We start from the raw sequence: 14,791 nt of genomic DNA on the forward strand, positions 1-14,791 counted from the left end.
GGCGGGAATTTCTATGACAGAGGCAAGCTCCAAACACCGTCGCCATGTCAGGATCGCCGCCGCGATCCTGGCGGCGATCGTGGCCGCCGCCGTGATATTCACCTACCTGTCCTACACAGCTGCCTTCACACCGACCGACACCGTCAGCCTCACCGCGCCGCGGGCCGGCCTGGTGATGGAGCGCGACGCCAAGGTGAAGTACCGGGGCATCCAGATCGGCAAGGTCACCGACATCGCCTACGCCGGCAAAGAGGCGAAGCTGACGCTGTCCATCAAGCGCGGCGAGATGCGCTACATCCCGTCCAACGCCACCGTGCGGATCGCGGGCAACACCATCTTCGGTGCGAAGTCGGTGGAGTTCCTGCCACCCGCACAGCCGCAGCCGACATCGCTGCGCCCGGGTAGCACCGTCGCTGCCAAGGACGTGCAGCTCGAGGTCAACACTCTGTTCCAGACGCTGTCGGATGTGCTCAACAAGATCGACCCGGTCAGCCTGAACGCCACGCTGACCGCTCTCGGCGAAGGCCTGCGTGGCCACGGGGACGATCTCGGTGCGGCCATCTCGGGCCTCAACGGTTATCTGGCACAGATCAATCCAAAACTGCCGACCCTGCAGGACGACTTCGCCAAGGCCGCCGCCGTCGCCAACATCTACGGCGACGCCGGGCCCGACGTGGCCAGCATCGTCGACAACGTGCCCGCCCTGAACAAGACGATCGTCGACGAGAAGACCAACCTCAACGCCACGCTGCTGGCCGCGACCGGATTGGCCAACAACGGCACCGCGACGCTGCAGCCCGCTGCCGACGACTACATCGCCGCGATCCAGCGACTGCGCGCCCCGCTGAAGGTGGCCAGCGACTACTCACCGGAGTTCGGCTGCGTGTTGAAGGGTGTGTCGATCGGTGTCGACCGTTTCGCGCCGATCATCGGTGGTATCCGGCCCGGTCTGTTCGTGTCGTCGAACTTCCTGCCCGGCGCTCCGGCGTACACGTACCCGGAGAGCCTGCCGATCGTGAACGCCTCAGGTGGTCCCAACTGCCGTGGCTTGCCGGACATCCCGTCCAAGCAGTTCGGCGGTAGCTGGTACCACGCGCCGTTCCTGGTGACCGACAACGCCTATGTGCCGTTCCAGCCGAACACCGAGGTGCAGTTCGACGCCCCGGCGACACTGCAGTTCCTGTTCAACGGCGCGTTCGCGGAAAGGGATCGGTTCTGATGGCCGCGGGTGCACGTCCTGACCGGACCATGCTCAAAGTCAGCATCTTCACCATCGCGATGCTGTTGGTGGCGGCGATGCTGGTCGTGGTGTTCGGCGAATTCCGGTTCGCCTCGGAGAACGGCTATCACGCCACGTTCAGCCAGGCCTCGCGGCTGAAGGCGGGCCAGGACGTCCGCATCGCCGGTGTGCCGGTCGGCACGGTCAACGAGGTCAAGCTCAACCCGGACAACACCGTCGACGTGAAGTTCGACGTCAACAAGCGCTACCAGATCTACACGTCCAGCCAGGCCAAGGTGCGTTACGAAAACCTGGTCGGCGACCGGTATCTGGAGATCACCTCCGGCCCTGGGGAGCTGCGCAAGCTGCCCCCGGGTGCGACCATCCCGCAGCAGAACACCCAGCCGGCGCTGGATCTCGACGCGCTGCTGGGCGGGCTGCGCCCGGTGATGAAAGGCCTTGACGGCAACAAGGTCAACGAGATCTCCAACGCCGTGATCGAGATGCTGCAGGGCCAGGGTGGAGCGCTGGCGAACATGCTGACCAGCACCAGCGCATTCACCCAGAACCTGGCCGCCCGCGATCAGCTCATCGGTGACGTGATCACCAACCTCAACACCGTGCTGGGCACGGTGGACGAGAAGGGCGCGCAGTTCGACTCCAGCGTCGACGAACTGCAGAAGCTCGTCAGCGGCCTGGCCGAGGGGCGCGACCCCATCGCCGGCGCCATCGCACCGCTGGCCTCGGCTGAGAACGATCTGACGGACATGCTGGAGAAGTCGCGTCGCCCGCTGCAGGCCGTCATCGAGAACGCGCGTCCGCTGGCGCAGCGCCTCGACGAACGCAAGGGCGACGTCAACAAGGTCATCGAGCCACTTGCCGAGAACTACCTGCGGCTCAACGGGCTCGGCGCCTACGGCTCGTTCTTCAACATCTACTACTGCTCGATCCGGATGAAGGTCAATGGTCCGGCAGGCAGCGACATTCTGATTCCGTTCGGCGGCCCGCCGGACCCGTCCAAGGGGAGGTGTTCGGAGAATGGCTAAGCGCGACGGCGACACAGCGCTACGCACCGGGATCTTCGGGATCGCTCTGGTGGCATGTGTGGTGCTGGTGTCCTTCGGCTACACCGGGCTTCCCTTCTTCCCCCAGGGCAAGAAGTATGAGGCGTATTTCAGCGATGCCGGCGGGATCGACCCGGGTAACGATGTGAACGTCTCCGGCATCGCAGTCGGCAAGGTCACCGGAGTGGCGCTGGCGGGGGACACCGCCAAGGTCAGCTTCACCGTGGATCGCAACGTCAAGATCGGCGATCAGTCACTGGTGGCGATCAAGACCGAAACCGTGCTCGGACAGAAGTCGCTCTCGGTCACGCCGAAAGGCAGCGGGACGTCGACGGTGATCCCATTGGGGCGCACCACGACTCCGTACACCCTCAACACCGCCCTGCAGGATCTCGGTCAGAACGTATCCGAGTTGGACAAACCCAAGTTCGAACAGGCCCTGCAGACGCTGACCGACACACTGCGCGACGCCACGCCGCAGTTGCGCGGCGCGCTGGACGGTGTGGCGAACCTGTCGCGCAGCATCAACAAGCGTGACGAGGCCCTCGAGGGGTTGCTGGCGCACGCCAAGCGGGTGTCGGATCTGCTGGCCTCACGGGCCGGGCAGGTCAACCAGTTGGTCACCGACGGCAACCAGTTGTTCGCCGCGCTGGACGAGCGCAGGCAGGCGCTGAGCAATCTGATCGCCGGTATCGACGATGTGTCCCGGCAGCTCTCGGGATTCGTCGCGGACAACCGCAAGGAGTTCAAGCCGGCGCTCGAAAAGCTCAACCTGGTCATGGACAACCTGTTGGAGCGCAAGGAGCACATCGGCGAGGCGCTGAGACGGCTGCCGCCGTACGCGACCACACTCGCCGAGGTGGTCGGCAACGGTCCCGGCTTCAACATCAACCTGTACGGCCTGCCGCCCGCGTCGATGTCCGAGGTGCTGCTCGATACCTACTTCCAGCCGGGCAAGCTCCCCGACAGCCTCGCCGACATGCTGCGTGGATACATCTCCGAACGCACGATCGTTAGGCCGAAATCGCCATGACCGCAGCTGATCCAGGAGAAAACTCGGTGTCGTCCGGTCGCAACCGGTGGCTGCGGATCGGGCTGGCTGTTCTGCTGCTGGCCGTCCTCGCCGTCGGCGTCTACCAGGTGTGGCCGTCGCGGACCGGCCCCAAGCTCACGGCGTACTTCACCAACGCCGTCGGGTTGTACCCCGGCGACGAGGTGCGGATCGTCGGTGTGCCGGTGGGCACGATCGACTCGATCGAGCCGCGGCCCTCGGACGTCAAGATCGAGATGACCCTCGACCGCGGCATCAAGGTGCCCGCCGATGCGAAGGCGTTGATCCTCTCGCCGAACCTGGTGTCGGCCAGGTTCATTCAGCTGACACCGGCCTACACCGAGGGCGACGTGATGGCCGACGGCGCGTCGATCAGGCTGGACCGCACCGGCGTCCCCGTGGAGTGGGACGAGGTCAAAGAGCAACTCACGCAGCTCAGTTCACAGCTCGGGCCGCAGGCCAACTCGGTCCAGGGCCCGATCGCACAGTTCGTCGATCAAGCGGCCACCACGTTCGACGGCAACGGCGACTCGTTCCGTAACGCCTTGCGTGAGCTGTCCCAGACCGCAGGCCGGTTGGGCGATTCCCGCACCGACCTGTTCGGCACGGTGAAGAACCTGCAGGTGCTCGTCAACGCGTTGTCCAACAGCAACGAACAGATCGTGCAGTTCACCAATCACGTGGCCTCGGTGTCGCAGGTATTGGCCGACAGCTCCAACGGTCTCGATCAGACGCTGGGCACGCTGAACCAGGCGCTGGGCGATGTCCGTGGCTTCCTGAACGAGAACAACGACGCGCTGATCGCGCAGGTCGGCAAGCTGGCCGACTTCACCCAGATCCTCACCGATCACAGCGACGACATCGAACAGATCCTGCACGTCACGCCGAACGGCCTGGCGAACTTCTACAACATCTACAACCCGGCCCAGGGCACCGTCGGTGGTCTGCTGTCACTGCCCAACTTCGCGAACCCGACGCAGTTCATCTGCGGTGGCACCTTCGACATCGGCGCCAACCCGGACAACTACAAACGCGCCGAGATCTGCAGGCAGCGGATGGGGCCGGTACTGCGCCGCATCACGATGAACTACCCACCGGTGCTGTTCCACCCGGTCAACAGCATCACCGCCTACAAGGGTCAGATCCAGTACGACACCCCCCAGACCGAAGCCAAGTCGGAGACGCCGGTGCCGTACCTGCAGTGGCAGAACAACCCCGGTGTGACGCCCCCGCAGATCCCGCACGACGCGACGCTGAGTTCGCTGATCCTGCCGCCGGATGCGCCCGCACCCGCACCCGGGACAGGAGTCGGCCCCGCGCCGGGGCCCGCAGCCGGACCTGCGCCTGGTCCTGCTCCTGCTGAGGCTGGAGCGGGCGGATGACGAGGGGTAAAGCATTGAGGGGTAAGGCATCCCGGCTCGGCGGACGCACGCTGGCGATCGGCAGTGGCGCGATGCTGCTGGCTGGCTGCCAGTTCGGTGGGCTGAACTCGCTCAACATGCCGGGCACCGCCGGGCACGGATCGGGCTCCTACAACGTGACCGTGCAGTTGCCCGATGTGGCGACCCTGCCGCAGAACTCTCCGGTGATGGTCGACGACGTCACCGTGGGCAGTGTGTCCGGACTGGACGCCGTGCAGCGTCCGGACGGCACCTTCTACGCGGCGGTGCAGCTGTCCATCGACGGTGACGTCAAGCTCCCGGCGAATGCCGTTGCGCGCGTTGCCCAGACGTCACTGCTGGGTTCTCAGCACGTCCAGCTGTCCGAGCCGGTCGACGAACCGGCACAGGGACGGCTGGGCGAGGGCTCCAACATCTCGCTGAAGCAGACCAGCCGCTACCCGACCACCGAAGAGGTGCTGTCCTCGCTCGGCATGGTGGTGAACAAGGGCAATCTCGGTGCGCTGCAGGACATCACCGACGAGGCCTACGCGGCGGTGGCCGGCCGGGCCGGAAGCTTCGCCGAGTTGATCCCGCGCCTGGCCGAGCTGACCGCATCGCTGGACCAGCAGACCAACGACATCATCGCCGCGGCCGACGGGCTGAACCGCTTCGCGTCGATCCTGGCCCGTAGCAAGGACAACCTGGGCCGCACGTTGGACACTCTGCCGGGCGCGCTCAAGGTGCTCAACGAGAACCGCTCCAACATGGTCGAGGCGTTCACCGCGCTGCGCGGTTTCGCCGAGGTGGGTTCGCGGATCCTGTCCGAGACCAAGGACGATTTCGCGGCCGACATCAAGGATCTGTACCCGGTGATCAAGGCGTTCAACGACAACGCCGACGACTTCATCAAGGACCTGGAGTTCCTGCCGACCTTCCCGTTCCACTACAAGTACCTGCGCAACGCGGTCCGCGGTGACTACCTCAACGTGTTCGTCACCTTCGATCTGACGCTGCGCCGGTTCGGCGAGTCGATTTTCACCACGGGCGGATTCGACCCGAACATGAAGCACCTCGACGAGGTGATCAATCCGCCGGACTGGCTGACCGGGGAGATGGCCAACCTGTCCGGACAGGCTGCCGACCCGTTCAAGATCCCCGCCGGAACTGCCACCCAGCACGAGGAGAAGCCGTAGATGATCGACCGGCTGACCCGCATGCAGTTGATGATCTTCGGGGTCGTCACCGTCCTCACCGTCGGTGCGATTTCGCTGTTCTATCTGCATCTGCCTGCTGCCGTGGGCATCGGCACCTACCACGTCAACGCCAACTTCGTCGCCGGCGGCGGCATCTACGAGAACGCCAATGTCACCTACCGCGGTGTGACGATCGGCCGGGTGGATTCGGTGGGCCTGGCTCCCGACGGTGTGGTCGCCAGGATGCAGCTGAACAGCAGCACGGCGATTCCCGACAACGTCACCGCCACGGTCAAGAGTGTCTCGGCAGTCGGTGAGCAGTACATCGATCTGATCCCGCCGGAGTCACCGTCCACCGACAAGCTGCGCAACGGCGCGACCATCGATCAGCAGAACACCCGGGTCGGCCAGGACATCGCGGGCATGCTGCACGAGGCCGACGCGCTGGTCAGCAGTATCGGAAACAGCCGCTTGCAGGATCTGCTGCGCGAGACGTTCAAGGCGTTCAACGGATCCGGGCCCGAACTGGCGCGGCTCATCGAGTCCTCGCGCCTGCTGATCGACGAGGCCAACGCCAGTTCCGGCGAGACCACCCAGCTGATCGACCAGGCCGGGCCGTTCCTCGAAGCGCAGATGCGCAGCGGTGACGACATCCGGTCGCTGGCCGATGGGCTCGCCCGGTTCACCGGTGAGGTGAACAAGGCCGACCCGCAGCTGCGCACCACCCTCAAGACTGTTCCCGGCGCCACCGAGGCGGCCAACACCGCGTTCAGCGGTATCCGCCCGACCTTCCCGGTGCTGGCCGCCAACCTGGCCAACTTCGGCCGGATCGGCGTGATCTACAGCAAGTCGCTCGAGCAGGCGCTGGTGATCTTCCCGGCCCTGATGGCGGCGCTGAACACGGTCGCAGGCGGTGTTCCCGTCGACGAGGGCGGCAAGCTCGACTTCAAGGTCGACCTCGGCGATGCGCCGCCGTGTCTGACGGGCTTCCTTCCGCCCACCCAGACCCGCTCCCCGGCCGATCTGACCCTGCGGGACCTGCCGACCGACATGTACTGCAAGACCGCGCAGAACGATCCGGCCGTGGTGCGTGGCGCCCGTAACTACCCGTGCCAGGAGTTCCCGGGCAAGCGCGCCCCCACCATCCAGCTGTGCCGCGACCCCAACGGCTACATCCCGGTGGGCTCCAACCCGTGGCGTGGCCCGCCGGTTCCGTACGGCACGCCGATCGAGGACGGGCGGAACATCCTGCCGCCCAACAAGTTCCCCAACATCCCGCCGCAGGTCGATCCCGACCCGGGGCCGCCTGTGGTGCAGTTGCCGCCCGGTGTCGAGCCGGGTCCGGGTCCCGCACCGCACGCTCCGTTCCCGCTGCCGGTGCCGCCGAACAAGCCGGGCACCCCGCCGCCGCCGTGGCCGTACTTCGCGCCGCCGGACCAGATCGTGCCGCCGTACGGCCGCACGCCCCCGGGAGCACCCGACGCGCCACCGGCACCCGAAGCGCCCGCACCGGCTCCGGATGCACCGTTGCCGGCCGAGGCACCACCTCTGGCCAGCGCTCCCACGACTGGCACCTACGATCAGCACAGTGGGGTCTTCGCTGACGCCGACGGAGGCACGGGCGTGTACGCCGCCGGCGCCGACAATCTGCATCCCGCGGAGACCTGGGTAGACCTGATGCTGGATCCAAGGCAGGCTTGATGACGGAAGAAACGGCCTCGAACCCGAGGCCGGTGCGTAGGCGCGCGTCCAGGGCGGCCGGCCCGACGCGGGCGGCGACCGCCGACGAGGTGACCACAACCGCCGTGGTGGTCGATTCATCGACGACCACGGTGCCCAGAGCGTCGAAACCGGCACCGCTGAAGGCGCCGCCCCGGCGGCAACCTCACCGAAAGCTGGTGGCTCTGGTAGCGGTCCTGGTGCTGGGCGTGGGCGCCGCGGCGCTGGGGACACTGGCCTATGTCATGCGCGATCAGCAACGTGGTGTCGACGCTCTGCAGGCCCGCGACGAACGCTTTGTCGACACCGGCAAACAGACCGTGATCAACATGTTCACCTACACGCAGGACACCATCGACGAGAGCGTGAGCCGCTTCATCGACGGCACGAGCGGCCCGCTGCGCGACATGATGAGCCAGGGGAACAACGCCGACAACCTCAAGGCACTGTTCCGCGACACCCAAGCCAGCTCGGAAGCGGTGGTGAACGGCGCCGCGCTGGAGAAGGTGGACGACATCGCCGGAAACGCGTCAGTGCTGGTGGCGGTCCGGGTGACGGTCGCCGACATGGACGGTGTTAACTCACCGACCAGGCCCTACCGGTTGCGGGTGATCGTGCACGAGGACGACAACGGGCACATGACCGGATACGACCTCAAGTACCCCGACGGTGGAAACTGATGCGCTCTAAACTCACAGCCCTGCTGATCGGTGTCTTGGCCGTGGTGTTCGTCGCGGCAGCGGGGATCGGCGGTTCGCTGTACTGGAACCGCGTGACGCAACGCGGTCAGGAAGCAGCCCGGACCGAGTTGCCCGCCGTGGCGGCCGATCAGATCCCTAAGGTGTTCGGCTACGACTATCAGACCGTCGAACGCAGCTTGACGGAAACCTATCCGCTGCTGGCCCCCGACTTCCGGCAGAAGTTCGAGCAGGATGCCACAGCCAAGGTGATCCCCGAGGCACGCAAGCGTCAGCTGGTGGTCCAGATCAGCGTCGTCGGCGTCGGTGTGATGGCCGCGGAGCGTGAATCAGGATCGGTGCTGGTGTACATGAACCGCACGGTGACCGACAAGTCCCGCCAGCCGCTCTACGACGGCAGCCGGCTGCGCGTCGACTACCGCAAGATCGGCGGGAACTGGCTGATCAACGCGATCAACCCGATCTAGCCAACACTCAATCCGATTGAGCCAACACTCAAGCTGAATTCGCGTTGGCCAACGCTCAAGCCGAATTCGCGTTGGCCAACGCTCAGGCTGATTGAGCCAACGCTCAAGCTGAATTCGCGTTGGCCAACGCGTCCAGAAACGCGCGGGCCCAGCGGTCCACATCATGCGCCAGCACCTGGCGTCGTAGCGCACGCATCCGCCGCTTGCCCTCCTCGGGGCTCTGCGTCAGCGCGGCCTCGATCGCGTCCTTGACGCCCTCAAGATCATGCGGATTGGTCAGGTAGGCCTGGCGCAGCTCGGCCGCCGCCCCCGTGAACTCCGACAGCACCAGGGCTCCGCCGAGGTCGCTGCGGCAGGCCACATACTCCTTGGCGACCAGGTTCATCCCGTCGCGCAGCGGGGTGACCAGCATGACGTCGGCAGCGACGAAGAACGCGATGAGCTCGTCACGGGGCACCGGCCGGTGCAGATAGTGCACCAGCGGATGCCCGACCTCACCGTATTCACCGTTGATGTGACCGACCTGGCGTTCGATGTCCTCCCGCATCGCGATGTAGCTCTCGACCCGCTCGCGGCTCGGTGTCGCCAGTTGGACCAGCACGGTGTCGTCGCGTTTGATCCGGTCCTCTTCGAGCAGCTCGGTGAAGGCACGCAGGCGGACGTCGATGCCTTTGGTGTAGTCGAGCCGGTCGACGCCGAGCAGGATCTTGCGTGGGTCGCCGAGCTCGGCGCGGATCTGCCGGGCGCGTTGGCGAATCGCCCGGTTGCGTGCCTTCGCGTCCAGATCGGCGGAGTCGATCGAAATGGGGAAGGCACCGACTGTGACGGTGCGGAAGCCGTAGGACACCTCGCCGAAGCGTGAGCGGACGCCGATCGAGGCGCGCGACGTGTTGGCGCCGACCAGGCGGCGGGACAAGACCAGGAAGTTCTGGGCGCCTCCGGCCAGGTGGAACCCGACTAGATCTGCCCCCAGCAGGCCTTCGACGATCTCGGTGCGCCACGGCATCTGCATGAACAGTTCGACGGGCGGGAACGGGATGTGCAGGAAGAAACCGATGGTGACGTCGGGTCGCAGCATGCGCAGCATCTTGGGGACGAGCTGCAGCTGATAGTCCTGAACCCAGACAGTGGCCCCGGGTGCGGCAGCGCGGGCCGTGGCCTCGGCGAAACGCCGGTTCACGTCGACGTAGCTGTCCCACCACTTGCGGTGGTACACCGGTTTGACGATGAGGTCGTGATACAGCGGCCACAGGGTCGCGTTCGAGAACCCCTCGTAGTAGTCCGCGACGTCCTGCGCGGACAGCTCCACCGGATACAGCTGCACGCCATCTTCGAGGATCGGCTCTTCGCCGCTGTCGGGGACACCGGCCCAACCGATCCAGGCGCCGCGGCGTTTGCGTAGCAGCGGCTCCAGCGCGGTCACCAGCCCGCCAGGGCTGCGCTTCCAGGTTGTGCTGCCATCCGGCAACCGCTCCATGTCGATGGGCAGCCGATTGGCCACCACGACGAAGTCGGAGTTACCGGAGGCGGCTTTCGGGCCGCCCTCCGGACTCATTTACGCCTCGGTTTTCGAGGGCCCAATGCCGAGCATGGAAAGGAACATCCGGCACTCGTCAGCGTCGGTGGCGTAGGTGGCGACGACGCGACGGGCCTGACTGGCGGTGCTGTCGGCGAGCGGCTCGACGTCGTCGATCTCGGCGGTCTCAGTTTTCGCAGGCATGACACAACTGTAGGCGACCGGGACGGCCCCGGTCGCCCCACGCCATCAGCCGATGGAACCGTGCACGGTCGGGCTGTTGCCGACGGTCGACTCCGGCACCGGCTGCGGGCCCTCGGCCTGTTGTTCCTCGGCCAGGCCGATGCACTCGCCCGAGTTGGCGCCGGTGCACGGGATGGAGCCACCGCCGCCGGGCACGTTCACCGAGGGCAGATCCGGGTTGGCCGCAGTGCTGCTGAATCCGCCGGGGGAGTTCGGCACGGTGTGCGGGACACACACGCCGGTGTAGAGATCTTCTTCCTCGCCCGTCGGGCAGGCGACCGCCGGGCCGGAGGACATGGGTACGGCGAAGGCTGCGATCGCCGGCGCGGTGGCGGCGGCGACCGCAAACCCGCCGGCAAAGATCAGTCGTCGCATCGAGATCGGGAAGGTCGCCATCGTCACGCTTTCTCTAGGTATTCGATTGTTGTGTTGGAGGGATTGTATGGAGGCTGTGAGAGATCTGCATCAGATCTACGAGTTGGCTGGGAGTTCTACGGGCTGGCGCTGATGGTCGAACGTGGAATGGGCTGAGGGCCTTCGGCCTCGTCCTCCTCGGCCAACCCGATGCACTCGCCGGCATTGTGGCCCGTGCACGGGATCGCTCCGCCTCCGCCCGGCAGCGCCACCGCAGGCAGATCGGGGTTGCCGGGGATGCCGGTGAACGGTGACGGTGAATTCGGCACCAGAAAGGGCGTGCACGTAGTGGTGTAGACGTCCTCTTCTTCGCCGGACGTGCACGCCGCCTGAGCGACCGGCGAGCTCAGCCACAGCGCGCAGCCGGCGCCCACGACGGACAGCACGACGGCTCCAAAACGTGATCTCACCTCAGCAGTCTAGGACTGCTGAGGGTTTACTGTGCGGTCTCTGCGGTACGGCTGTGTCAGCCGATGGAACCGTGCACGGTCGGGCTGTTTCCGACGGTCGACTGCGGATCCGGTTGCGGGCCCTCGGCCTGCTGTTCCTCGGCCAGCCCGATGCACTGGCCGGAATTGCCGCCCGTGCAGGGGATCCCGTCGATCTGGGGCAGCTGGTTCGGGGCTGAGCTGAACTCCGGCGAGTTGGGCACGAGGTCGGGAACGCACACTCCGGTGTAGGTGTCCTCGGTCTCACCGTTGGGGCAGGAGGCGACCGCGTGAGACGACGTCGTGAGGACCGCCAGAGCGGGGGCTGAGGCGAGGGCCGCGGCAATGCCGGCCGCGACGGCGAAGCGACGGGCGACAAGCGGGGAGATAGCCATTGTCACGCTTTCTCTCTGGGCCTTCGAAAAGTTTGCTCATCATCCGGCCAAGGTGGTCCGAGGACGATCGTGAGTGGTGTCGTCTCGTATCGCCATACTACCTCCCACAAGGGGAAATGGCTGTGCGAATGATCCGGGCCGCGCCGGAGGTAACGTTCCGCTGTGAAGCACCTGCGAATTAGCTGTGGTCCCGGTGTGAGCCGGGTTACGTGATACACGTAATGTGCAGTTCGTAACTTACTTACCCTGCCTAAGAGGTGGTCCGAAATGGTCAGTCCCGACGACGCAGCCCGCCAGGTCGAATACGAGACACTCGATGACGGACGCATCGCCCGGATCTGGCTGAACCGTCCGGATGCGCAGAACGCGCAGTCCCGGACCGTGCTGGTGCAACTCGACGAGGCGTTCGGCCGGGCGGAGGCCGATGACACGGTCCGCGTGGTGATCCTGGCAGCGCGTGGGAAGAACTTCTCGGCCGGCCACGACCTCGGTTCCGAAGCGGCGCTGGCCGAGCGTCAACCGGGCCCGACCCAGCATCCGACGTTCCGCTCCCACGGTGCCACCGCCGCCGGCGTCACCGAGCGAACCTACTTGCAGGAGTGGCACTTCTATTTCGAGAACACCCGGCGTTGGCGCGATCTGCGCAAGATCACCATCGCCCAGGTGCAGGGCAACGCGATCTCGGCGGCCCTCATGCTGATCTGGGCCTGCGATCTGATCGTCGCCGCCGATGACGCCAAGTTCAGCGACGTCGTCGGGGTCCGGATGGGAATGCCAGGTGTCGAGTACTACGCGCACCCATGGGAATTCGGCGCCCGCAAGGCCAAAGAACTACTGCTGACCGGTGATTCGATCGACGCCGATGAGGCGTACCGGCTGGGCATGGTGTCCAAGATCTTCGCGCGCGACGAACTCGAAGACCAGACACTGGAATTCGCACGGCGCATCGCCGAGCGGCCGACGATGGCCGCCTTGCTGGTCAAGGATTCCGTCAACGCGGCCAGCGACGCGATGGGCTTCACAGAAGCGCTGCGCCACGCATTCCACATTCACGAACTCGGGCACGCGCACTGGGCGTCGGTCAACGAGAACCGCTGGCCGGTGGGTATGCCACCCGATGTTCCCGACTGGCGGACGCTGGGCGCTCCGAAGCCGGCCCGACGAGATACACCATAAGGATGACGCGAATGGAACTGTCGTTGAAGGATCGCACCTACCTGGTCACCGGCGGCGGTAGTGGCATCGGCAAGGGTGCCGCGGCCGCCATCGTCGCGGCCGGCGGCAACGCCATGTTGATCGGTCGCAATGCCGACAAGCTCAGTGCGGCCGCTGACGAATTGAACGCGGGACTCGGAGCCGGCGGCGGATCGGTGCGCTACGAACCTGCCGACGTCACCAACGAGGAGGAGGTGCGCCGCGCGGTCGACGCCGCCACGGCCTGGCATGGCCGGCTACACGGTGTGGTGCACAGTGCCGGAGGGTCGCTGACCATCGGTCCGATCACCCAGATCGACTCCGAGCTGTGGCGCCAGACCGTCGATCTCAACGTCAACGGCACGATGTACCTGATCAAGCACGCGGGCCGGGAGATGGTCCGCGGTGGCGGCGGCTCGTTCGTCGGCATCTCCTCGATCGCGTCGAGCAACACCCACCGGTGGTTCGGTGCGTACGGCGTGAGCAAGGCGGCGTTCGACCATCTGCTCAAGCTGGCCGCCGACGAGCTGGGCCCATCCTCTGTGCGGTTCAACAGCATCCGGCCCGGCTTGACCCGGACCGAGATGGTCGGCCCGGTCTTCGAACTCCCGGCAGCCCGTGACGACTACGAGGCCTGCACGCCGATGCCACGGTTCGGCGAGGTCGAGGACATCGCCAACCTGGCGGTGTTCCTGCTCAGCGACGCCGCGGGCTGGATCACCGGTCAGGCTATCGGTGTCGACGGCGGGCACGCTCTGCGCCGCGGCCCCGACATCTCCGGAATGCTGGAACCGCTGTACGGCGCCGACGGCCTACGCGGCGTCGTCGCCGAGTAACTTTCGCGTTTGACATCGCGCTGAAGATCGCAGTCACCAGGTGACCGCGATCTTCAGCGTTGTCGCGTTTCTAGGCCGACGTCGCCGGTCCGGCGGCTCCGGCCTCCCACGCGCTGAGCGCACCGACCGCCGACCAGTCCAGTTCGCCGCCGCCGGTGGCCAGCAGCGTGAGGAAACGGTCGCGCAGCAAGCTCGCGACAGGCAGGGGAACCTGCAGCTCCTCGCCGGCACTCAGCGCCAGTTTGACGTCCTTGAGGCCCAAGGTGGCGGCGAACCCGGCCGGCGTGAATTCCCCGCGAGCCAACAGCCCGCCGTAGGTGCGATACACCGGGGCGTCGAACAGCGTCGAGGTCAGCAGTTCCACGTACTGTTGTTTGTCCACACCTGCCTTGCCCACGAGAGCCATTGCCTCACCGAGGGATTCGATCACCGAGGCGATCAGGAAGTTGCCGCTGATCTTGACCAGGTTCGCGGCTTGTGGATCTTGGCCGAGGACGAATGTGCGCTGCCCGATTGCGTCGAAGATCGGCGACACCGTCTCGACGGCGGCAGGGGCGCCGGCCGCCACGACGAACAACTTGGCTGCCGCGGCAGCCTCGGGCCTGCCGAAGACGGGAGCGGCGACGAAGCCCTGGCCGGCCTCGTGATGCGCCTCGGTCAACCGCTGCGCCAGCGCGACACTGATGGTCGACGACGAGACATGAACGGCGCCTTCCGGCAATGAGGCGATCACCCCGTGATCCCCGAAAGTCGCGGCCGTTACCGCGTCGTCGTTGGAGAGCATGGTGACGACGACGTCGCCCTGGCAAGCGTCGGACACCGAGCCCGCCGGACGCGCACCGTCGGCGGCCAATGCGGCGACCTTGTCGGGGGAGCGGTTGTATGCGGTGACCTCATGTCCGGCCTTGAGCAGGTTGGCGGCCATGGCCGCGCCCATGTTGCCCAGGCCGATGAATCCGATCTTCATACCTC

At 66.1% G+C, this 14,791-nt stretch carries 16 protein-coding genes; 10 read left to right on the forward strand and 6 right to left on the reverse strand.

Translation table 11 applies throughout. The annotated features are described in order from the left end of the window. The first annotated feature begins 13 nt into the window (after positions 1-13). From H977_RS0124390 to H977_RS0124425, 8 genes are read left to right on the forward strand one after another with little or no spacing between them, the layout of a single operon-like run. Entirely contained in the window at positions 14-1,219 is a 1,206-nt protein-coding gene (locus tag H977_RS0124390; RefSeq protein WP_029110321.1) for an MCE family protein, read from the forward strand. Further along, the gene (locus tag H977_RS0124395) at positions 1,219-2,265 is read left to right on the forward strand and encodes an MCE family protein (RefSeq protein ID WP_029110322.1); all 1,047 of its coding nucleotides are present in this window, start codon (positions 1,219-1,221) and stop codon (positions 2,263-2,265) included. Before H977_RS0124390 ends, H977_RS0124395 begins: the two co-directional genes overlap by 1 nt. Next, on the forward strand, positions 2,258-3,316 hold the full coding sequence (locus tag H977_RS0124400; protein WP_029110323.1) for a virulence factor Mce family protein: 1,059 nt from the start codon (positions 2,258-2,260) through the stop codon (positions 3,314-3,316). Before H977_RS0124395 ends, H977_RS0124400 begins: the two co-directional genes overlap by 8 nt. Next, positions 3,313-4,716, forward strand: a complete 1,404-nt coding sequence (locus H977_RS0124405) for an MCE family protein (RefSeq protein WP_036477064.1) — start codon at positions 3,313-3,315, stop codon at positions 4,714-4,716. The genes H977_RS0124400 and H977_RS0124405 overlap by 4 nt, the downstream gene beginning before the upstream one ends. Beyond that, the gene (locus H977_RS0124410) at positions 4,713-5,909 is read left to right on the forward strand and encodes an MCE family protein (protein WP_051289045.1); all 1,197 of its coding nucleotides are present in this window, start codon (positions 4,713-4,715) and stop codon (positions 5,907-5,909) included. The genes H977_RS0124405 and H977_RS0124410 overlap by 4 nt, the downstream gene beginning before the upstream one ends. After that, on the forward strand, positions 5,910-7,610 hold the full coding sequence (locus H977_RS0124415) for an MCE family protein (protein WP_029110326.1): 1,701 nt from the start codon (positions 5,910-5,912) through the stop codon (positions 7,608-7,610). Continuing rightward, entirely contained in the window at positions 7,610-8,308 is a 699-nt protein-coding gene (locus H977_RS0124420) for an Rv1363c family protein (RefSeq protein ID WP_029110327.1), read from the forward strand. The genes H977_RS0124415 and H977_RS0124420 overlap by 1 nt, the downstream gene beginning before the upstream one ends. Then, a complete protein-coding gene (locus H977_RS0124425; RefSeq protein ID WP_029110328.1) occupies positions 8,308-8,793 on the forward strand; it encodes a hypothetical protein in 486 nt (161 codons plus the stop codon). The genes H977_RS0124420 and H977_RS0124425 overlap by 1 nt, the downstream gene beginning before the upstream one ends. A 103-nt stretch (positions 8,794-8,896) precedes the next feature. Here H977_RS0124425 and H977_RS0124430 read toward each other — a convergent pair whose 3' ends face one another. The 5 genes from H977_RS0124430 to H977_RS0124450 form a co-directional block, all read right to left on the reverse strand. Beyond that, positions 8,897-10,348: an alpha,alpha-trehalose-phosphate synthase (UDP-forming) gene (locus tag H977_RS0124430; protein WP_029110329.1), complete on the reverse strand. Its 1,452-nt coding sequence runs from the start codon at positions 10,346-10,348 to the stop codon at positions 8,897-8,899. Beyond that, a complete protein-coding gene (locus tag H977_RS35415) occupies positions 10,349-10,513 on the reverse strand; it encodes a hypothetical protein (protein WP_155946808.1) in 165 nt (54 codons plus the stop codon). A 45-nt stretch (positions 10,514-10,558) separates the two neighbouring features. Next, a complete protein-coding gene (locus H977_RS0124440) occupies positions 10,559-10,948 on the reverse strand; it encodes a hypothetical protein (RefSeq protein WP_029110330.1) in 390 nt (129 codons plus the stop codon). 95 nt (positions 10,949-11,043) lie between these two features. Next, positions 11,044-11,376, reverse strand: a complete 333-nt coding sequence (locus tag H977_RS0124445; protein ID WP_036477067.1) for a hypothetical protein — start codon at positions 11,374-11,376, stop codon at positions 11,044-11,046. Positions 11,377-11,432: 56 nt separating this feature from the next. Next, a complete protein-coding gene (locus H977_RS0124450; RefSeq protein WP_029110332.1) occupies positions 11,433-11,789 on the reverse strand; it encodes a hypothetical protein in 357 nt (118 codons plus the stop codon). Between the two features lie 267 nt (positions 11,790-12,056). On the opposite strand from H977_RS0124450, the gene H977_RS0124455 reads away from it, so the two are divergent. Together H977_RS0124455 and H977_RS0124460 are read left to right on the forward strand one after the other, a co-directional pair. After that, the gene (locus H977_RS0124455; RefSeq protein WP_029110333.1) at positions 12,057-12,965 is read left to right on the forward strand and encodes an enoyl-CoA hydratase; all 909 of its coding nucleotides are present in this window, start codon (positions 12,057-12,059) and stop codon (positions 12,963-12,965) included. 11 nt (positions 12,966-12,976) lie between these two features. Beyond that, positions 12,977-13,819 (forward strand): SDR family oxidoreductase, encoded by an 843-nt coding sequence (locus tag H977_RS0124460; protein WP_029110334.1) that lies wholly within the window; start codon positions 12,977-12,979, stop codon positions 13,817-13,819. 70 nt (positions 13,820-13,889) lie between these two features. On the opposite strand, the gene H977_RS0124465 is transcribed toward H977_RS0124460, so the two are convergent. Next, positions 13,890-14,786, reverse strand: coding sequence for an NAD(P)-dependent oxidoreductase (locus tag H977_RS0124465; RefSeq protein ID WP_029110335.1), 897 nt, complete (start codon positions 14,784-14,786; stop codon positions 13,890-13,892). Between the last annotated feature and the right edge of the window lie 5 nt (positions 14,787-14,791).

The sequence above is a fragment of the Mycobacterium sp. URHD0025 genome, from assembly GCF_000426065.1.
Lineage (GTDB): Bacteria > Actinomycetota > Actinomycetes > Mycobacteriales > Mycobacteriaceae > Mycobacterium.